Raw genomic sequence first — 21,248 nt, 5'->3', positions numbered from 1 at the left:
TTCAGCGGAATATTGTATGGATTGGCAGCCCCACGTAACGGTCGCAACCTTGGTTGAAAACGACGGTAAGTTTTTATTCGTCGAGGAAATCAAACACGGGCGCAGAGTGCTAAACCAACCTGCAGGCCATCTTGAGGAAGGCGAAAGTTTAATAGAGGCTGCATATCGGGAAACCTTAGAAGAAACCCAGTGGCGAGTAGAGATATTAGGCGTCGTCGGCGTCGGCTTATATACCGCGCCCGCCAACGGCGTGACCTACCACCGAACAAGCTTTTTTGCGCGCCCTATCGCGTTTTGCCCAGAGCAAAAGCTAGACAGCGATATTGAGCAAGCCATTTGGCTGACACCCGATGAACTGCGTGAGCGCCGTGACCAGCTCCGCAGCCCATTAGTTTTAGAATGCTTAGAGCGGTACTTAAAAGGGCAGCGCTACCCGCTATCCATGATTTATTAGCGCAAGACTTGCTCACCAACACTGTAAAATAGCTTAACGGATTAGATGAATGAATCAGCAACACCCCAGTAACACGAAAGTCATTGTCGGCATGTCCGGCGGTGTCGACTCGTCGGTATCTGCCCTACTCCTGATGCAACAAGGTTATCAGGTTGAAGGCTTGTTCATGAAAAACTGGGATGAAGACGACGGCACCGAATATTGCACCGCCAAAGACGACTTAGCGGACGCCAGTGCCGTCTGCGACAAACTGGGCATTCACCTGCACACGGCCAATTTTGCCGCTGAATACTGGGATAATGTGTTTGAACACTTCCTTGCCGAGTACAAGGCAGGTCGTACGCCGAATCCCGACATTTTGTGTAATCGCGAAATTAAATTTAAAGCCTTTCTTGAATACGCCATGGTCTTGGGTGCCGATTATATTGCCACTGGCCACTACACTCGACGCCGAGACATTGACGGCACAAGCCAGCTTCTAAAAGGTTTAGATCCGAATAAAGACCAAAGCTACTTCCTGCACGCAGTGGGTAGCGAGCAATTAGCCAAAACCCTCTTCCCTGTCGGTGAGATTGAGAAGCCCGAAGTGCGCGCCCTTGCCGAAAAACACGGCCTGATCACCCACGACAAAAAGGACAGCACTGGCATCTGCTTTATCGGCGAGCGCCGCTTTAAAGATTTCTTACAACAGTATTTGCCTGCCAAGCCAGGCCGTATCGAAACTTTGGACGGTAGCGACATGGGCCAACACAGCGGCTTGATGTATCACACCATTGGCCAGCGCCAAGGCTTAGGTATTGGCGGCGTGAAAGGCGGCGGCGAAGAGCCTTGGTACGTCATTGAAAAAGATCTAGAGCGCAACGTGCTATTAGTCGCCCAAGGAAGTCAGCATCCCGCCCTATTCAAGCAAGCCTTACAGGTAAGCGAAATTCACTGGATAAGCGGCCAAGCACCCACACTACCCCTTATGTGCACAGCAAAAACTCGCTACCGCCAAGCGGATCAGGCCTGTGAAATACGCCCAACAGACACAGGATTTGACGTGCACTTTACTGAGCCTCAGCGTGCTATCACACCGGGTCAGTCAGTGGTCTTTTACAATAATGAGGTGTGCCTAGGCGGTGGCATCATCGAAGCGGGTTACCAATACTAATGAGCAATAATCAGGGCGCCACCCAAACAGATAAGAACCTACAAGCCCGCCAGCAAACATTGGCCTTGGCCGCGATAGTCCAGGCCGCCGTTTTGGTCGATCAAATTGCGCGCACCGGCCAAGCTGAACCCCAAGCTGTTGAAGCCACAATAGATAGCTTGTTTAAATTTTCAGCCACGACAGTGGAAGAAGCCTACGGCAGCATCGAAAACCTTGAGGTGGGCGTTCGCGGTTTACGCGACCTGCTCAGCGGCAATGACTATGGCGAGCGCAAGAGCGTAATGCGTTATTGCTTAGGGATATTGCACCTCCATAAAAAACTCCGCAACGACTCAGACACCTCTGCCCTATTGCGTAGTCGGCTGCAACATACCGCCAAGCAGAAAGAATTTAATGGTAATGATATTAATACCTTATCAAACTCTCTTTCAGCGATTTATCAAGATACTATTTCCAAATACAACTTCCGAATTCAAATCACTGGCAGCGCGCAGGAACTTCAAAATGCTAACAATGCCGCCCGCATTCGGACCCTGTTATTAGCCGCCATACGCGCTGGTTTTTTGTGGCACCAAGCTGGTGGAAGCCGCTGGAAATTAGTGTTGCAAAGAAACCGTATTTTCACCCAAACCAAACAACTGCTGGCAACTGAAATCCGTCGTTAATTCGTGTATTATTGCGCGCTTTCCGAACTGCCCGCCCCGCTCTAGAAAAGGTATTCAATATGGACTTATCCGCGCTTTCTGCCATCTCACCCGTCGATGGCCGTTATGGCAGCAAAACTGCTAGCCTGCGCCCTGTTTTCAGTGAATTTGGGCTGATCAAGTATCGTCTTATTGTGGAAGTGCGCTGGCTCCAGCAGCTTGCGGCAAATTCTGCCATCACTGAAGTACCCAGCTTGAGCGACGAAGCCAACGCCGTTTTAGAGGCGCTAATCAGCGATTTCGATGAGGCTGGCGCGCAAAAAGTAAAAGACATTGAAGCCACCACCAATCACGACGTAAAAGCCATTGAGTACTTCATAAAGGAAGCCATCAGTAGTAATGCGGAGTTGGCGGCCATTTCCGAATTTGTACACTTTGCCTGCACCTCAGAAGACATCAACAACCTATCTCACGCTTTAATGCTGCGTGAAGGCCGCGAATTGCTGCTAGTTGAGTGTGACGCCATTGTCGCCAAACTCACCGAGCAGGCCCATGAATTTGCCGAAGTGGCCATGCTGTCGCGCACCCACGGCCAAACTGCCAGCCCAACAACAATGGGCAAAGAATTCGCCAATGTAGTGGCACGCCTTCGTCGTCAACGTCAAGTGATCGCTGAAGTAGAATTACTGGGTAAAATTAATGGCGCCGTGGGCAACTACAACGCCCATATCTCGGCGTATCCAGACATCGACTGGGAAGCCAATGCCGAAGAATTTATCGGCAAGCTCGGCATCAATTGGAATCGCTATACAACCCAAATTGAACCCCACGATTACATCGCCGAATTATTCGATGCCATAGCCCGCTTCAACACCATTTTGATCGACTTAGATCGTGATATTTGGGGCTATATTTCTTTAGGTTACTTCAAGCAGCGCACCATCGCCGGCGAAGTTGGCTCATCGACTATGCCGCACAAAGTTAACCCCATTGATTTTGAAAACTCAGAAGGCAACTTGGGCATCGCTAACGCGGTTCTGCATCATCTCGCCGTAAAGCTGCCAATTTCGCGCTGGCAGCGTGACCTCACTGACTCAACGGTATTGCGCAACATGGGCGTCGGTATTGCTTACAGCGTTATGGCCTACCAAGCAACGATGAAGGGACTGAGCAAGCTTCAAATTAATGTTTCGCGCATCGCCGCAGACCTAGATGACAGCTGGGAAGTTCTTGCCGAGCCAATCCAAACCGTCATGCGCCGTTACGGCATTGAAGAACCGTATGAAAAATTAAAAGCACTGACGCGTGGCCAGCGTATTACCGCAGACATATTAAAGGCATTTGTAGATGATTTAGATATGCCAGATGCCGCTAAAGCTGAACTGCGCGAGCTAACCCCGGCGCGCTACATCGGCAACGCCGTTGCCCAAGCAAAGCGGATTTAACCCCGTGGCGCTGCAAAATTTTGATCCACAGTGGTTTTTAGATCAGGTTTGGCAGCGCGAAGCCCTGCTATTAAAAGCGGCACTGCCTAACTATGAGTGCCCGCTAGACGGCAACGATCTCGCAGGCTTGGCCTGTGAAGACGACGTTGACAGTCGCATTATTATTGAAAAAGACGGTGGCTGGGAATTACGCAACGGCCCCTTCAAAGAAGAAGATTTCGGCTCCTTACCAGCATCCAACTGGACGCTATTGGTGCAAAGTGTAGATCACTATCTGCCAGAGCTTGCCGACCTACTCGCCCACTTCCGTTTTATTCCCCGCTGGCGCACCGAAGATGTCATGGTGAGCTATGCCTGCGACGGCGGTAATGTCGGCCCCCACTACGACCAATATGACGTGTTTTTAGTGCAAGGCAGCGGCCGCCGGCGCTGGAAGGTCGGAGGTCACTGCTCAGCGCAAACGCCATTAGCTAGCCAAGCCGGTTTGCGCTTATTACAAGATTTTAGCGTCGAGCAAGAATACCTGCTGGAAGCCGGCGACGTGCTTTATGTACCGCCGGGCGTCGCCCACTGGGGTATCGCCGAAGGTGATGACTGCATCACACTCTCTGTAGGATTTAGAGCTCCATCTGAAGCGGCATTACTAAGCGATTACAGCGACGATATTGCCAGCTTTCTTGATGAATCTCTGCGCTATCAAGACCCGCAACTGGATGCTAATGCGCATCCCGCAGAAATTTCGGCGGGTGTTCGTGAACATGTAAAGTCACTAATGCTGCGCCATATAAATGATGACGACCATTTGGCGCGCTGGTTCGGCGAGATGATGACCCGAATACCCGACCAAGAAAGCATGATCGACGACTCACTAAACCCAGAGGAATTCCTACTGGAATTAGCCGAAGGCGCGGTACTACAGTTGCGGCTAGGCGCTAGGCTGGCCTTTGACGAACAATACCTGTTTGCCGACGGATTGGCCTTCCCTTACCCACCTGAGCAGCGCGACGATGTTAAATCTCTGTGTGAGATAGAGAGCGGTATCACCATTGATACTGCCCACCGTCTTAGCCCAGACATGATTTACGCCCTATTCTGCAACGGCACCTTGTGCTTTTATGACGATACGCAAGACTGACTGGCAAACCGACAAGGCGATACTCACTGGCATACGTCACGAGGTGTTCGTAGACGAACAAGCTGTCCCGATCGAGCTAGAGCTGGACGAGCACGATCCCTACTGCCATCACTGGCTCGCATTGCTAAACGATGAAGCAGTCGGCACAGTAAGAATGCTAAATAACGGCAGTATTGGCCGTATGGCGGTACGTAAAGACTTTCGCAAGCGCGGTATCGGCAAAGCACTGTTACAAGCTGCTATGGAATATGCCAAGAATCAAGACTGGCGTGAACTTACCCTCGGCGCTCAAGACCACGCTATCGGTTTTTACGCCGCAGCGGGGTTTATGCCCTACGGCGACATGTTTATGGACGCCGGCATTCCCCACCAATCCATGCGACTACTCTTGCGTGAGCAGCGCAGGCTTGGGCAAGACAGCCAAAAATTCAAACCCAACGACAACGCTGCAACGATTTTAGATATGTGCAGCCAAGCACGCCGAACAATCAGTATATTTAGCCACGCGCTCGAACCTGATCTTTATGCCAGCGACGCGATGGCTCACGCCTTGTCAGGACTTGCCCGAGGCCATCGTCAAAACAAAATACGCTTATTGATCTCTGACGAAACATCCTTGAGAGAAAACCGCAACCCGATAATTGAGCTGAGTCAACGATTACCCTCCGCGATGTCCCTGCGCTTACTTTCAGCTGATTATCGGGCAGAAGTAGACGAATTTTTTATGCTTGTCGACCGCAGCGGCATCTTTGTCTATACCGATGGAAAGCATCAAGCCAATTGGGGCAGTTATCATCTACCACCCCAGGTAAATGACTACCAAGAACGCTTCGATCGAATGTGGGAACGTGCCGAACGGCCACGCTACTTACGCAAGCTCTATTAAATGCTGCTGACGGCGTTTAAATACAGACGACGTCCGCAAAGCCAAGCTGCTGAAAACGTTGCATATTCAGGATCTAATCATTGCGAAAAGAGGCAGAATTGTAACTTTTTGCGCTGTAGAGGCATTTTTACGCAAAAAAACTTGCTGAAAGCCCCTCTTATTGATTTTTCTGCGAGCAAAATTTGCTAATTTGCTGTACATTACCCGCCTAATTTTCAACCCAGCTTATCTAGAGAGCGCTATGACTGATCTATCCCTTTACAGAAATATTGGTATTTTCGCCCACGTTGATGCCGGTAAAACCACGACTACCGAGCGTATCCTTAAGCTGACCGGTAAAATTCATAAGCTGGGTGAGGTTCACGAAGGTGAATCAACGACTGACTTCATGGAACAAGAAGCTGAGCGCGGTATAACCATCCAATCAGCAGCTGTTAGCTGCTTCTGGAAAGGGCATCGTTTCAACGTTATCGACACCCCGGGCCACGTTGACTTCACAGTAGAAGTATATCGCTCGCTGAAAGTTCTTGATGGCGGTGTTGGTGTTTTCTGTGGTTCTGGCGGCGTTGAGCCACAATCAGAAACCAACTGGCGTTACGCGAACGACTCAAAAGTATCGCGCCTTATATTCGTAAATAAACTTGACCGTATCGGCGCCGATTTCATCCGTGTAACCGATCAAGTTAAAAAAGTTCTAGGTGCCACCCCATTAATCATGACCCTGCCAATTGGTCGTGAAGACACATTCAAAGGTGTTGTCGACCTGTTAAGCCGTAAAGCTTACATTTGGGATGAAACTGGGCAACCAGAAAACTACACCATCGAAGACGTTCCGGCCGACATGGTTGATGACGTTGAAATGTACCGTGAACAATTAGTTGAAAACGCGGTTGAAATGGATGATGACGTCATGATGGCGTACATGGAAGGTGAGCAACCTTCTGATGACGATATCAAGCGCTGCATTCGTAAAGGTACCTTGGAGCTAGCGTTCTTCCCAACATATTGTGGTTCTGCCTTTAAAAACAAAGGTATGCAGCTGCTACTTGATGCTGTTGTTGACTATTTACCATCCCCTACAGAAGTTAACCCACAGCCGTTAACAGACGAAGAAGGTAATGCCAACGGCAAATACGCAATCGTATCTGCTGACGAGCCTTTCCGCGCTCTAGCATTCAAAATCATGGACGACCGTTTCGGCGCCCTAACCTTCGTTCGTATTTACTCAGGTAAATTGAACAAAGGCGACACCATTCTTAACTCATTCACCGGTAAGTCTGAGCGTGTTGGCCGTATGGTTGAGATGCAAGCTGATGAGCGTAACGAATTAAGCTTTGCGCAAGCCGGTGACATCATTGCCATCGTGGGCATGAAAAACGTGCAAACCGGTCACACCCTTTGTGATCCTAAGCACCCATGTACACTTGAAGCTATGGTTTTCCCAGAACCAGTTATCTCTATCTCTGTTACGCCAAAAGACAAAGGCTCTACTGAGAAAATGGGTATCGCGATCGGTAAAATGGTTGCAGAAGATCCAACGTTCCGTGTTGAAACCGATATCGACTCAGGCGAAACCATCCTTAAGGGAATGGGTGAATTGCACCTTGATATTAAAGTAGACATCCTTCGACGCACATATGGCGTTGATCTTGTTGTAGGTCAACCACAGGTTGCTTACCGCGAGACAATTTCTCAGGAAATCGAAGACAGCTATACCCACAAGAAGCAATCTGGTGGTTCTGGTCAGTTTGGTAAGATCGACTACTTTATCAAACCGGGCGAGCCGAACACCGGTTTCACTTTTACCTCGAAAGTTGTTGGTGGTAACGTTCCTAAGGAATTCTTCCCAGCCATCGAAAAAGGCTTCCGCTCAATGATGGGCGTTGGTCCTTTAGCTGGCTTCCCTGTGCTGGATGTTGAAGTAACCTTGGTTGATGGTGGCTTCCACGCTGTTGACTCTTCGGCAGTTGCCTTCGAAATCGCTGCAAAAGGCGCTTTCCGTCAATCTATGCCTAAAGCTGGCCCACAAATGCTTGAGCCAATCATGAAAGTTGACGTGTACAGCCCAGAAGATCACGTCGGTGATGTTATTGGTGACTTGAACCGTCGTCGCGGCATGATTTCTGGTCAAGAGCCAAACACTACTGGCGTGCGTATCAAGTCAGACGTACCGCTGTCAGAAATGTTTGGTTACATCAGCACTCTGCGCACCATGACTTCTGGTCGCGGTCAGTTCTCAATGGAATTCTCTCACTACGCAGCTTGTCCTGCTAACGTAGCTGAAGCAGTTATTGCCAAAGAGAAAGAAAAGAAAGCGGCTGCCGCTAAGTAATACACTTAGCTAAGCCCTAAAAAAGCCCTGACAACAAACCTTGTCAGGGCTTTTTTGTTTGTATCGGTTTTACAGTTTAATACTCAAGCATAACCCCCACCTCAGTATCTCGATCAACCAGCTCATAACACCGCAAATTGCGACATAACTCTTCGCTATAGTGTTTTAGAGCACCGCTCTGTATATCAAAGCGGTAGCCATGTTGGGGGCAAACCAATTCTAAACCCTCAACATCCGAGCTGCTCAAGGGATACTCTCGGTGCGGACAACTGCTCTCAATCAAATAGCGGGCGCCGTCTGTTTGCAACAGCATTAAATTATGGCTATCGATTTTAAAAACCTTTCGGTAACCATCAAATAAATTGATGTATTTTTCTAAGCTGTAGTAACGCATAGTTTTCGAGTGTCGTAAGTGTTTTCAAAGCTTAACGTATACGCTGAAACAAGGTTACGTATTTCAGTGTACTCCCTCTCATTTCCAACAAATTAAGTGCTTCTACCAATTTACATGGGCGACAGGAGCGCTAAACTGATGGTAGGCACACCAGCAGCACACAATCCATACACCATAGAATGCATAGGGTATCACCATGAATAACAATGCCATCACACACCTTAGAAGCAAAGCGGCATACCTATACCTAGCAATACTTTCCATAAGCATCGCGTCCTGTGGAGGAGGTTCTGGTGGTGGCTCTAGCACCCCTCCTGATAATAACGGCGATCAATCAAACAGCTTATTGCGTGCGGTAAATAGCGAAGAGGAATTCGTCACGCGCTTTAAAGCCGCATACACCCAAACAAATCGCTATGAACAAGGACTGCCTATGCTGCAACCCGCAGGGGGTGCCACCGCTGATGACGCATCCTCCGGCGGATATTCAAGCACTTACACATTAGAAGCTGATGTTGACGAATTTGATGTACTCAAATACGACGGCGACTATCTATATATCGTACCGACCATCCAGCACAGCTGTTGTTTTGTCACCGATGCGGCTTTTGCCAGTGATGCCCTAGTGCCGCCACAAAACCCACAGAACCCCGGTAGCATTCGGATTTTAAGTACCAATCCGGACGCCGCAACAGCGCAACAGGTAGCGACAATACCACTGGAAGATGGTGAGTATGTACAGGGCTTATTCATCCAAAACGACAGCCTAATCAGTATCGCTACCAGCCAATATTACGGTACCTACGGTGATGTTTGGCAACAAATCGCCCCCTGGGGACAGCAGGCGCTTGCCGTCAAAATTTACGACACGGCAAATATAGACAATATCGAAAAAACTTGGGACCTGAGGATTGAAGGGGGCTTTGTAGATAGTCGCCGCATTGGCGACACGCTATATCTTATCAGCCGTCACACCCCCCACTGGGATAATATTTATTACTATCCAGCAAATAAACAAGAAGCTGACGCAAACAAAGAGACCTTAGCCAATACTACGCCAGCAGACATTATTCCCAATATCACCGTCAACGAGCAGACTCGGCCACTATTTGCGGCAAAAGACTGTTTAATTACCCGCGACGACCCCAGCGACGAATATGTATACCCCGTTATTACTAGCATTACTGCGGTCCCATTAAGCAACCCCAGTAACGCCCAAACTACCTGTTACAACGAAGACGCCAGCGGCGTTTATATGTCTGCCGAAGCTCTTTATCTAAGTCAGGCTAGGTATGGAAATAGCGCGGGCCAAACCCGTATCCATAAATTTGCACTGGGAAGCGGCAAACCTGCCTATCGCGGCTCCGCAGATTTAATGGGGTATTTATGGAATCGCGGTCAAGTCGACTTTAGATTGTCCGAAAAAGACGATATGTTACGCGTGGTCACCACCCTCTACACAGGCGACAGCAGCGATATTCGCGACCACCAATTAACGATCTTACAAGAAGCGTCGAACGATTTACGCCTAGAACAAATATCTGTTTTACCCAATAACAATAGACCTGCTGAAATCGGCAAACCAAATGAAGATCTATATGGCGTGAGGTTTTTAGACGACCGCCTCTATCTTGTGAGCTTTGAGCAGATTGACCCTTTATACGTACTCGACCTCACTAACCCAGCGGATCCATATATCGCAGGCGAGCTAGAAATTCCCGGCTTTTCAGATTTCTTACACCCAGTAAATAACAATCTTTTACTCGGCGTTGGTCAATCTGCCCAGAATCAAGGTTTAGTAAAACTCAGCCTATTCAACGTGACTGATATTAGTAATCCAAGCGAACTCGCTACCCTGTTATTAGGCAAGGAAGATGGCTGGAATTACTCAGAGGCTCAGTACAACCGCCACGCGTTTACCTATATTCAACAAACCGATGGCAGCGACCGTCTTACCGTGCCTGTTCAGTCCTCGTACAACAGCGAAGAAAACGGCTACGTAAACGAGAACCGCTTATATCTCATGGAAATTAACGGCAAAGAAAACGCTGCCGCCGCCAGCCTCGACTTGATCGGCGATATTATCGCCAGCCCTGCTCCCAATGAAAATTGGTACGGTGGACAGCATCGTTCAGTTATTCACGACGACGCCGTTTACTTTTTATCTGGAGATTATATTTGGTCAGCCTTATGGACTGCCCCCAGCCAACAAACAGGGCCGCAGTAAGCACCCAATAAGGCGGCCCATTTTTTCTTCCCTTCATTAGCGCAATTGCTATACTGCGCGGCCCCATCTACACCGCCGCGCAAATACTCATGACTGACACTATTCTCTACTCCGACCTTTCGGCGTATTACGACCTAATGTGTGCAGATATCGACTACCTTGCACAAAGCAATACCGCCCACAGGCTGCAACACATTTTTGGAAACAAAGGGAAAAACCTTTTAGATTTGGGCTGCGGTACTGGGCCTCATATTAGGCATTTCATTGATCTTGGCTATCACTGCCAAGGGCTTGATTTAAACCAAGAAATGCTAGATATCGCGAGACGACGCTGCCCAGAAGCCCAGCTCAGTCGCCAAAACATGTGCGACTTCACAGTTTCTGGCCCCGTCGATGTCATTAGCTGCTTTCTATATTCCATTCATTACAGCGGCAGCATAGACAATCTAAAAAGCTGTATTCTCAGTGCATACAAAGCACTAAAACCGGATGGTATGCTTTGCTTTAACGCTGTTGATAAAAATAAAATTGACAATAACTCATTTACGCGTCACAGCGCTGAACAAGACGGCAGCCAATTCATATTTAGCTCTAGATGGTATTACTGCGGCGAAGGCGAACAGCAATCGCTAAAACTCAGTATTCATAAAACCACGCAAGCTACCCAGCAGGTATGGCAGGATGAACATACAATGGTCGCGATAAGTTTTGCTCAACTTCAAGATCTTCTCTCGCCCTACTTCGACGTTCATATTTTTGAGCACGATTACGAAAAATTACTACTTTGGAATGGCGAATCAGGGAATGCGCTTTTCGTTTGTGTAAAAATCTAATCAGAGCTTATAGGGTTTCAAACACCAACTATTCGCCCATTAAGACAAAATAAACTGCACTTGAGATTCAAATTGCGACAAAAGCGCGTCGCCCTCAGCAGCGGATTCTCGGGACAAGTCTAATAGATCTGGAATTAAGCCTAAACCTAAAGACACTATCGCAGCTACTGCCGCCTGCTTTTCTGGCAAACTAAATTGAGCGAAGAGTCCCCTCGAGTGAAAGTCACTAGCCATCTCTTCAACTATCTGGCGAACTTCATTTCGAATTGCACCGCGAATTAGAGCAGAACTCCCTGCTCTTTCTCGTGCAATTAATATAAACAAAGACTCATTGCCGCGAATATACCCAAATGCGGCATCAACAGACGCAGCAATAACTAATGCCTCTGTATCAGCATCTCTCACACCCTTTAAGATACTTCTAAGCGTACTACCAACCTCGTTAACAAGCGCTAAACCCAATTCTTCCATTGATGAAAAATGGCTGTAAAACGCTGGTGGACTCAAGTCACAAGCTTTAGTAATACGACGCAGGCTGATACCAGACAAGCCACTCTGATCCTCTAATAATAACTCTAGAGCCGCATTCATTAACTTTTCGCGATTACCCTTTCGACTCTGCTTGGTCTTACTCGAACTCATACCTTCCTCAATATCAATACAGCATTTGCGTTGAATAGTATGACGATGCGCCGAATTTACGGCAAATCAATAATATTTCTGAGCGCAGAAAATAACACAAACCCCAACTTGACACCCGTAAAGTTATGCCATAAATTACAACTTAACACTTGTAAACATAATAAAGGGGTTAAAAAGTGGATACTAGCGCTGAACTACAATGGCACGATCCGAAACGCTATTTATGGTCACTGGGGCTTTTAGTGCCTCTATTCCCAATCTTCGGCGCCATAATTTATATGCAGACCGGACAAATTTGGGGTTGGTGGCTAACACCCGTCATCGTGTATGCAATCATCCCTGCCTTAGATTTTTTAATCGGAACAGATCGCTCTAACCCACCAGAATCTGCTGTTAAACAATTAGAAAACGACAATTATTACCGCTATATCGTCTACGCCTACATTCCACTTCAGTATGCAGGCACGTTAATTACCTTATGGTTTGCCTGCACTGAGCTTGGCCCACTAGGAATTATCGCCGGCCTATTCAGCTGCGCTTACGTAAACGGAATCGGCATTAATACTGGGCATGAACTTGGCCATAAACGCGACGCCTTAAGCCAATTCTTGGCAAAAATAGCACTTGCACCCGTCGCCTATGGGCATTTCTACGTGGAGCATAACTTTGGACACCACCGCAGAGTCGCGACACCGGAAGATCCCGCAAGCTCAAAAATGGGAGAGAATTTTTGGCAATTCCTGCCTCGCACAGTAGTGGGAAGTATTAAATCCGCCTGCGAGATTGAGCGCCAACGACTTTACCGTAAAGGTATGGAATTTTGGACGTGGCGAAATGACGTTCTACAAGCCTGGGCTATGACGGTCGCTATGTATAGCGCATGCACAATTATACTGGGTTGGTCAGCACTAGCCTTCCTCCTAATACAAGCGGTACTCGGCGCATCGTTACTTGAGGTAATTAACTATGTTGAGCATTACGGCTTGTTACGACAGAAAGATGCCCACGGGCGCTACGAACGATGCTTACCTAAGCATTCGTGGAATAGTAATCACATCGTAACTAACCTAGTTCTGTATCAATTGCAGCGCCACTCAGATCATCATGCACACCCAAATCGTGCCTTTCAAGCGCTACGGCATTTCGAGGACAGCCCACAATTACCTTCGGGTTACGCCTCGATGATGATGTTAGCGTACTTCCCGCCACTTTGGTTTAAGGTCATGGACCCGCTTGTTGTGGAGCATCATTGTGGAGACTTTAATAAAGCAAATATTCACCCTCGTAAGGTTAAAACTTTAAAACCCTATTTCAACAGCTTTAATCAAGGCCTCAGTACTTAGGTGTAAACAATCCAATAACGAGATCGAGGTAAGCGCGTCATGCCTTACCGTAGAGGTAACATAATGATAAAAAAAATTACATTGCTAAGCACAATTTCTATCACTGCAATGCAAAGTGCGCTGGTCAATGCCGCACCCCAGCTTGAGGAGGTGATTGTTACCGCTCAAATAAGGGCGCAGAGCCTCCAAGATGTGCCGGTGTCGGTTAGTGCTATTAGCGGCGAAAAGATGATGGAGGCTGGTCTCTCTAAAATTGAGGATCTACAAGCTTACGTCCCTAATTTTACAATGACAGAATCAAGTATCGGCACTGATATCTATATACGGGGGATTGGCTCGGGTGAAAACCAAGGGTTTGAGCAATCTGTTGGTATGTACGTAGACGGTATTTACTATGGTCGCGCCCAGCTCGCCCGCGCACCTTTCTTGGATCTTGAGCGCGTTGAAATACTACGCGGCCCGCAAAATATTTTGCTTGGTAAAAACAGTATTGCCGGTGCAATAAATATCGGGACCGCATCGCCAAGCAATGAAGCAGAATTCTTTGTACAAGGTACATACGAACCCGATCTAAACGAGCAAGTAATCGATTTCGTGGCCTCTGGCCCAATAAACGACGAACTCACCGCACGCTTTGCCATGCGTCAAAGGCATACCGACGGCTTTGTTAAAAACCAAGTCTTAAACCGTGACGAGGCAGAGCGGAATGAAGCGACCTACCGATTAAAATTTTCCTGGGATGCAGGCAGTGATTTCGATGCAAAGTTAAAACTTGAAATGGGTAGCTTTGATGTAGTTGGTAGACAGTCTGAAATTTTGACCGACTACGCCTCCGATTCCGACATTTTTTTGTTCACGGGTCGAACCTACGGTGAAATATTAAACGACACCGTCTTTCCAGATCTGGGCGCCGTTGGCGGATTGTTAGGCTCTTTACCCGCAGGTATTCGAAATCTAATTCAGCTGCAACCAAACGGTTCTATTCTTAATATGCAGGCCGACGACTCGGTACTGGATAGCAAAGCAGATCGTAAGCGCTCTTCTAATGGCGACTTCAGTAATAACGACACTCAAAATATTACCGTCAATATGAATTGGTATTCCAATGGTAATACATTCACATCGATTACCGGTTACATGGCATATCAATATGACGAAGAATGTGACTGTGACTTTACCGGCGCACCATTATTCCAAGTGGTCTTTGAAGAAGAGTACGAACAATATAGTCAAGAATTTCGTTGGGTATCTGCGCCTGGTGAAAACTTTGACTTAATCGCAGGGGCTTATTTTCAATACAATGAGCTCTACTTTTTTGACTCTATTGTTTTGCCATCTACCCTTATACCGCAGCTAATCAACGCCGCCGACATACTAGAAGGAGGTGCTCGTGGGGATATTGATCCCGGTGCAAACGGTAGCACTGGTTTTGAACTACTAGGTATTGGTGATGCTGGGAATTCACTTATAGATATTCGATCGCCACGGGATTTTAAAAGCGACTCCATTATTGCTTCTGCGTTTATACAAGGCACTTGGATAATGACCGACACTCTGCGCCTAACACTTGGCGGCAGGTACACCTACGAAAAGAAGAGTGGTAGTCGCAAACTAGAATTCGGCCTACCCGATGGATCAATCTTGCCTATTGGTGAAACCGATACCGCTGCAGCGGTAACGTTTGCAGCGGAACGACACGACTTGGCAGGCAAACGTACCGAATCGCAATTTGCACCACTATTAAACTTACAATGGGATGTGAGCGATGAGGCAATGGCGTATTTCTCCGCACGACGTGGCTTTAAGTCTGGCGGTTACGATGCACGCTCCAATGCCTCGCCAAGTGCAGCCCCCACTCCCACAAACCCCACGGCAACATCTGCCAACCCGCGAGTGTTAATTGGGAGTTTCGAATTTGAAGAAGAGCGTGCCACCTCCTATGAGCTAGGGTTAAAAACAACACTATTCGATGGCGTCGCTGAATTAAACTCTGCTCTATTCTATACCCAGTTCGATAATCTCCAGGTGAGTGTGTTTGATGGCACATTGGGCTTCAACGTAGGCAATGCGGCAGGTGCAGTAACCCAAGGTATAGAGTTTGATGGACGTGTAGCCTTAAGCGAACATGTTATCTTAGGTGCCGGCTTAGCGTTTTTAGATTTTGAATTTCAGGATCATAAATTTGGCACCTGTATTCAAGACCAATTGCCAGATAACCCTAACGGCATAAACTGTGACTACAGCGGCAAAACCAACCAGTACGCAGCTGACTATTCTGGCAATATATTACTCGGTTATGAGCGCGAAATTGGTAATACATTAATTTTACGCGCCAACCTAGATGCTATTTTTAGCGACGAATACCATCCCTCGCCAAACTTAGATGATCGCGTAAAGCAAGATGCATTTATTCAATTCAACGGCCGTATTTCATTATCATCTAATGACGGCGAGTGGGAACTCGCACTACTTGGAAAAAATCTTAGCGACGAACTCATTATTTTATATGCCGTCGATACCCCTGTAGCTAAAAAAGTTATTGCAGGTACCACCACGCATCACGGCTTCACCAACCCTCCTCGAACCTTTGCGCTACAAGCCTCATATCGCTGGTAACACAACGAATAATATCTGCTTGTCGATTTTGAGTTTGGACGCTCAAAATCGGCCTTTTTAGCTTTAAGTAGCATTAAAGCTCTTAACACCGACACCGAGCTAATTACTTTACCCTTCACGCCCCCGTTAAATCTATAACGATGCTAGCTGGCAAATCTAGCTATCTATATTGCTTCAAGTGATGATACGTCGCCTGATGTAGTATGCTTTACGAATATTGATATAACGACACTCTTTCAAAGGTATATTCTCAATGGCCGCAGGTTCTCTTTTAGCCCTCTTTGACGATATTGCCACCTTATTAGACGACATTTCTGTCATGTCCAAGCTCGCGGTAAAGAAAACCGCAGGGGTGCTCGGCGACGATTTGGCTGTAAACGCAGAGCAAGTTGGGAATATCCGTGCTGAGCGCGAGTTACCCGTTGTTTGGGAAGTAACTAAAGGCTCTTTAATCAATAAAGTTATTATTGTGCCTATTGTATTGTTAGCCAGCCTATTCATGCCATGGCTAATTACGCCGGTGCTAATAGTCGGGGGGTTATATTTATGCTTTGAAGGCGCAGAAAAAGTCTGGCATAGCCTTACCCATCGCAACAATAAAGATCACTCACAGGCAAAGGCGCTTATTGCAGATAACGAAGCAGATTTAATGGCCTTAGAAGCAGAACGAGTTAAGGGCGCAATTCGCACTGATTTTATTTTAAGTCTAGAGATTATCGTTATTGCGCTAAGCACTATGCAAGCAGCTCCATTTGCCAAACAGGCTTTGGTACTGTCGATTGTCGCCGTGGGAATTACCTTCGCGGTGTATGGTTTGGTGGCATTAATTGTGAAGATCGATGATCTAGGGCTCTATTTGCATAAGTCTAGCACCTCGGCAATACATACCATTGGCAGCTTCTTACTTTGGCTAGCACCTGCACTAATGAAAACGCTTACCATCGTAGGGACTTTAGCGATGTTTTTAGTCGGCGGTGGTATTTTAACCCACGGCGCAGATCACTACATAGAAATCGCTTTCGCCCTCTCTCACCTACACATGTTCAATAATGCCTTAGCGGATACCCTAGCCCAAACACTGTTTAACGGCCTCATTGGCGTCCTTGCCGGAGCAATTATCGTCAGCGTCGTTAGCGCAAAAAATGGAAATAAGCATTAAAATGCGTTTGCTTACTCTTACCGTGCCGGCAAAACGCTATATTGGCGGCAAATAGATATTTTCAGTAAATTAACACAGTGCAGCTAACTATTGATGAGTACAATACCGCGAAGATTTTCAATATAGCGAACAGCGTATTTACCCAACTAAGCAGAAACCTACTCAACATGCAGTTTTATATTCCGTATTCGGCATGAAATTCATTTACGCCCTAGCAGGGTAGCAACGGAGAAAGCCCTATGGGTAACACCGAAAGAAGTTTGTCGGAGCTGGCGGAATATCTCGACGCAGAATTAGTTGGTAATGCCGATCATCGAATTTCAGGTATTGCCGATCTACAGTGCGCCTCAGCATCTGAGCTGTCGTTCATTAACCAAGAGTCCTATTTACAATATTTACCCCAGTCTACGACCGGTGCGGTCATCCTAAACGCCGACTTCGCTGACAAATACGCCGGTAATAAACTTATCGTCGCCAATACCTATTTGGCTTACGCAAAAGTATCAGCGTTATTTGAATCGCTATCAGAACTAACTGTCGGTATACATCCGTCGGCCGTTGTAGCGGCAAGCGCAAACGTAGCCCCCAATGCGGCCATTGGTGCCAATTGCGTCATCGGCGAACACGCTCGTATTGGTAGTGGTGCGCGACTTTATTCAGGTGTTTCTGTCGGAGATCGGGCCAGTGTTGACGACAACACCCTAGTCCACCCCAATGTAGTGATTTACCACGGTGTTAGCCTTGGCAAAAACTGCGTTATTCACAGCGGCACCGTAATTGGCTCTGACGGCTTTGGCTTCGCACCTAGCCGCGACGGCTGGAAGAAAATTCATCAATTAGGTGCCGTGGTAGTTGGCGATAATGTAGAAATCGGCTCTAACTGTTCGATAGACCGTGGCGCCCTAGGCAATACCGTTATCCACGACGGCGTGATCATCGACAATCTTGTTCATATTGCCCACAACGTCAAAATTGGTAAACGCTCTGCTATTGCAGGTTGTGTGGGTATAGCTGGCAGTGCAAACATCGGTGAAAACTGCACCGTTGCAGGCGCCGTGGCCATAAATGGTCATATTAGCATTGCTGATAATAGCCACTTCCACGGCGGCACCATCGTCACCAAAGGCAACACCGAGGCCGGTGTATTTGCCTCTACACCGCCTATGCAAGATGTAAAAAAATGGCGCAGAAACTCGGTGAGATACACACAGCTAGACGACATGGCAAGCCGAATTAAACAACTAGAAAAACAATTAAAAACCTTATTGCCGTCTAATACGGAAGAAAAATAACCTCAAATAAAAAGGGCTGCTGATAATAGCTGCCCTTTTTATTTGAGTGATGATTATATCGCACCAAGCACAAATTCCTCACCGCCGGCATGCAATATCATCTGATTGCCATGGCACTCAGCCAATTCCACCAACTTATAAAAACTCGCTCGATTAACCCGCGCCTCTAAGCCATGCTTAAGCAATACCGATGGCTTAGGTTCTTGGCTAAGATTGTCAGTTTCAACCTGAAGAGGATGATCTTTACCAAGCTCTAGCCAAGTATCGACATTGGTTTTAACAGCAATTCGCTGCGTTGTGCCGACGTTACTTAGTTCAAAATCGACAATCTGAAGAGGTAAATCTTCGACAGTAACACGCCATTTCTCGACCGGTGTCACTAAATAATATTCGCCATCGTCTTCACGACGGAGTATCGAAGCGAATAATTTAACCAGTTTATGGCGCTTTATTTCGCCGCCTTCATGAATCCAGCGACCATCACTGGTAATGACGATATCTATATCGCCACTAAGATCGGGGTGCCAGTTTTCAATGGGTGGCGAGCCGCGCTGATTTACGAGCAAGCCTTCAATATCTGTTAATGTCGCCATTAATTACCTCCCAGCGTATTGAAGAGCTTGTGTAAAAAACCTAATGAATCACTCTCACGTTGATTACACCTTCGAGTGCAGCCAGCGAATCCAATAAGTCCGAACTGACGTCGCCGCCCAAATCAATCAGGTTATATGCAATTTCATTACGGCTTTTGTTTAACATATCGAGAATATTAATATTGGCCTCAGCCAAAATACCTAAAATGCTACCAAGGATCTTAGGTACATTGTGATTAGCGATGGCTAAACGACAATGCCCGCTTCGCTCGAGTTGAAGATTAGGGAAATTAACGGAATTATTAATATTGCCGTTTCTCAAAAAGTCATCAATCTGCTCAGCAGCCATAACTGCGCAATTATCTTCTGCTTCATCCGTGCTTGCGCCAATATGCGGCATCAGTACTACGTCGCTACGACCAATCAACGATGGCACTGGGAAATCAGTAATAAATTGCCGAAGCTGTCCTTTATCAAGTGCAGCGATAACCGCATCAACATTCACAATTTCTTCGCGAGCAAAATTCAATAAGCAACAACCCGGTTTACAGCCAGATAACAAGTCGGCGTTAACCATGCCACGGGTAGAGTCTAAAACCGGTAGATGTAAGGTGATGTAATCAGCTTTTGCAAAAAGACTATTGATATTTTCCATCTTTTTAACAGAACTTGGTAAACGCCACGCTGCGTCAACAGAAAGCGCGGGATCATAGCCTACGACCTCCATGCCCAAATTAAGAGCGGCGTTAGCGATCATCGAACCGATTGCACCCAAGCCGACAACGCCTAAGGTTCTTCCCGCTAATTCATTTCCTTTAAAACGCTTCTTTTCTTTCTCAAGCAATTTTGCCATTTCGCTGGGATCGTTCATATGTCCTAGCGAGTTAACATACGCAATACCGGGTAAGATGCCCCGCGATCCAAGTGCAAGACCAGCAATCACCAACTCTTTTACCGCGTTTGCGTTTGCACCAGGACTATTAAAAACAGGAATGCCGCGCTCGGTACAGGCACTAACTGGAATATTATTGGTTCCCGCGCCAGCGCGACCAATCGCCTTTACTGACGCTGCAATATCGTCAGCTTGTAGTTTGTGGCTGCGCAGCAAGATAGCATCTGGCGAGGTAAATTCACTCGCAATTTCGTAGCTTTCACGCGGTAAACGCTCTAAACCTTTTGTAGAGATTTGATTTAAGGTTAATACTTTATACACAAATTAATCCTCGAATTTTTCATCCAATCATTCGGTTACGTTGTCCGCTGACATTATTAGGGAAATGATTAAATGCGTCTTCAGCACTCAACTCAACTTCCTGCCCAAGCGGGACACTGTGAAAATACGCTATGCTATTTATTTTGCCGCCCATTGCTAATGCAGCGGTGTAATTAGGATTTTTACACAAAATACTGAAATCCCAACGATCGGCCTCTGGGCCAACAAACCCGCTAAAGACGCCCTCGTCATCCAATACCACAGAAAAATCGTGTAGGGGGATGGAAAGCCCCTCTCCCCGCGCCTTGATATAAGCTTCTTTCAAGGTCCAGTATCGATAAAAATAATCTAGCTGCTGATCATCTGCCCGTGCATTCAGAGCTTGCAGCTCAAGCGCAGAGAAATAATCATCTGCCATATTTAAAACACCGCGGTTTTCAGCTCGGCTTTCAACGTCCACGCCAACATCATTGTCGCGGGTAACAACGCACACGGTAAGGCCGCTGGTATGGGCGGTATTAAATTGAATTTGGCCTTGCCCCTCATCATTGATAAGTTCAGGCTTGCCATATGCATTGACGCAAAAACTGATTTTTTCAGGAGAAAAACCACAATATTCCGACAGTACTGTGCGTAACAACGCCCTGCTGATAAGGTAATCTCTACCATTGCTACCATGCATCAGTTGTTGATACTGCTGCAATTCAGCAGATGACAACATGGTTTCGTATTGATCGAGTCGGCTATTCAGACGGTGATCGTCGGTAAAGCAATACCAAACATCAACGTGGCCCGCTACCGACTGTCTTTTTTCTACAGCAGAAATCATTATTTTTATTTATCCAAGCATTCACTCCTCGGCCCCAAAGTACCGAGGAGTAAGTGCA

Annotated in this window: 18 protein-coding genes; 13 read left to right on the top strand and 5 right to left on the bottom strand. The window is 47.1% G+C overall.

The features are described 5' to 3' along the window. The first annotated feature begins 16 nt into the window (after window positions 1-16). The 7 genes from GVJ32_RS17065 to fusA all read left to right on the top strand — a co-directional run bounded on the left by GVJ32_RS17065 (window position 17) and on the right by fusA (window position 8,049). Window positions 17-454 carry an NUDIX hydrolase gene (locus GVJ32_RS17065; protein WP_159241287.1) on the top strand — a complete coding sequence of 146 codons (438 nt, stop codon included), beginning with the start codon at window positions 17-19 and terminating at the stop codon, window positions 452-454. Between the two features lie 49 nt (window positions 455-503). Beyond that, a complete protein-coding gene (gene mnmA, locus GVJ32_RS17060; protein WP_159241286.1) occupies window positions 504-1,607 on the top strand; it encodes a tRNA 2-thiouridine(34) synthase MnmA in 1,104 nt (367 codons plus the stop codon). Further along, window positions 1,607-2,272, top strand: a complete 666-nt coding sequence (hflD, locus tag GVJ32_RS17055; protein ID WP_159241285.1) for a high frequency lysogenization protein HflD — start codon at window positions 1,607-1,609, stop codon at window positions 2,270-2,272. Before mnmA ends, hflD begins: the two co-directional genes overlap by 1 nt. Before the next feature lie 59 nt (window positions 2,273-2,331). Beyond that, entirely contained in the window at window positions 2,332-3,696 is a 1,365-nt protein-coding gene (gene purB / locus GVJ32_RS17050) for an adenylosuccinate lyase (RefSeq protein WP_159241284.1), read from the top strand. Between the two features lie 4 nt (window positions 3,697-3,700). Then, window positions 3,701-4,831: a cupin domain-containing protein gene (locus GVJ32_RS17045; protein ID WP_159241283.1), complete on the top strand. Its 1,131-nt coding sequence runs from the start codon at window positions 3,701-3,703 to the stop codon at window positions 4,829-4,831. Next, window positions 4,812-5,717 carry a GNAT family N-acetyltransferase gene (locus GVJ32_RS17040; protein WP_159241282.1) on the top strand — a complete coding sequence of 302 codons (906 nt, stop codon included), beginning with the start codon at window positions 4,812-4,814 and terminating at the stop codon, window positions 5,715-5,717. Before GVJ32_RS17045 ends, GVJ32_RS17040 begins: the two co-directional genes overlap by 20 nt. Window positions 5,718-5,958: 241 nt before the next feature. Next, the gene (fusA, locus tag GVJ32_RS17035; RefSeq protein WP_159241281.1) at window positions 5,959-8,049 is read left to right on the top strand and encodes an elongation factor G; all 2,091 of its coding nucleotides are present in this window, start codon (window positions 5,959-5,961) and stop codon (window positions 8,047-8,049) included. 76 nt (window positions 8,050-8,125) lie between these two features. Here fusA and GVJ32_RS17030 read toward each other — a convergent pair whose 3' ends face one another. Continuing rightward, entirely contained in the window at window positions 8,126-8,443 is a 318-nt protein-coding gene (locus GVJ32_RS17030) for a Rieske (2Fe-2S) protein (RefSeq protein ID WP_103684709.1), read from the bottom strand. Window positions 8,444-8,639: 196 nt separating this feature from the next. Between GVJ32_RS17030 and GVJ32_RS17025 the strand changes: the two genes are divergently transcribed. Continuing rightward, window positions 8,640-10,670, top strand: coding sequence for a beta-propeller domain-containing protein (locus GVJ32_RS17025; protein ID WP_159241280.1), 2,031 nt, complete (start codon window positions 8,640-8,642; stop codon window positions 10,668-10,670). Between the two features lie 89 nt (window positions 10,671-10,759). Further along, window positions 10,760-11,503, top strand: coding sequence for a class I SAM-dependent DNA methyltransferase (locus GVJ32_RS17020; protein WP_159241279.1), 744 nt, complete (start codon window positions 10,760-10,762; stop codon window positions 11,501-11,503). Between the two features lie 39 nt (window positions 11,504-11,542). Here GVJ32_RS17020 and GVJ32_RS17015 read toward each other — a convergent pair whose 3' ends face one another. Next, window positions 11,543-12,145 carry a TetR family transcriptional regulator gene (locus GVJ32_RS17015; protein WP_159241278.1) on the bottom strand — a complete coding sequence of 201 codons (603 nt, stop codon included), beginning with the start codon at window positions 12,143-12,145 and terminating at the stop codon, window positions 11,543-11,545. A 176-nt stretch (window positions 12,146-12,321) separates the two neighbouring features. On the opposite strand from GVJ32_RS17015, the gene GVJ32_RS17010 reads away from it, so the two are divergent. From GVJ32_RS17010 to lpxD, 4 genes are all read left to right on the top strand, one after another. After that, complete coding sequence (locus GVJ32_RS17010) at window positions 12,322-13,488, top strand: alkane 1-monooxygenase (RefSeq protein WP_159241277.1); 1,167 nt, start codon at window positions 12,322-12,324, stop codon at window positions 13,486-13,488. Window positions 13,489-13,551: 63 nt separating this feature from the next. Then, window positions 13,552-16,104 carry a TonB-dependent receptor gene (locus GVJ32_RS17005; protein ID WP_159241276.1) on the top strand — a complete coding sequence of 851 codons (2,553 nt, stop codon included), beginning with the start codon at window positions 13,552-13,554 and terminating at the stop codon, window positions 16,102-16,104. Between the two features lie 253 nt (window positions 16,105-16,357). Then, on the top strand, window positions 16,358-17,263 hold the full coding sequence (locus tag GVJ32_RS17000; RefSeq protein ID WP_159241275.1) for a DUF808 domain-containing protein: 906 nt from the start codon (window positions 16,358-16,360) through the stop codon (window positions 17,261-17,263). A gap of 239 nt (window positions 17,264-17,502) precedes the next feature. Then, window positions 17,503-18,555 (top strand): UDP-3-O-(3-hydroxymyristoyl)glucosamine N-acyltransferase, encoded by a 1,053-nt coding sequence (gene lpxD, locus GVJ32_RS16995; RefSeq protein ID WP_159241274.1) that lies wholly within the window; start codon window positions 17,503-17,505, stop codon window positions 18,553-18,555. 53 nt (window positions 18,556-18,608) lie between these two features. Here lpxD and GVJ32_RS16990 read toward each other — a convergent pair whose 3' ends face one another. The 3 genes from GVJ32_RS16990 to GVJ32_RS16980 are packed head-to-tail and all read right to left on the bottom strand — an operon-like array spanning window position 18,609 to window position 21,190. Next, on the bottom strand, window positions 18,609-19,148 hold the full coding sequence (locus GVJ32_RS16990) for a DUF1285 domain-containing protein (protein ID WP_159241273.1): 540 nt from the start codon (window positions 19,146-19,148) through the stop codon (window positions 18,609-18,611). Between the two features lie 40 nt (window positions 19,149-19,188). Next, window positions 19,189-20,361, bottom strand: a complete 1,173-nt coding sequence (locus tag GVJ32_RS16985) for a phosphoglycerate dehydrogenase (RefSeq protein ID WP_159241272.1) — start codon at window positions 20,359-20,361, stop codon at window positions 19,189-19,191. A gap of 19 nt (window positions 20,362-20,380) precedes the next feature. Further along, on the bottom strand, window positions 20,381-21,190 hold the full coding sequence (locus tag GVJ32_RS16980) for a 4'-phosphopantetheinyl transferase family protein (RefSeq protein WP_159241271.1): 810 nt from the start codon (window positions 21,188-21,190) through the stop codon (window positions 20,381-20,383). Between the last annotated feature and the right edge of the window lie 58 nt (window positions 21,191-21,248).

It is taken from the genome of Zhongshania aliphaticivorans, assembly GCF_902705855.1.
GTDB lineage: Bacteria > Pseudomonadota > Gammaproteobacteria > Pseudomonadales > Spongiibacteraceae > Spongiibacter > Spongiibacter aliphaticivorans_B.
Note: the sequence above shows the minus strand (reverse complement) of the source record. Positions and strands in the feature narration are given on the sequence as shown.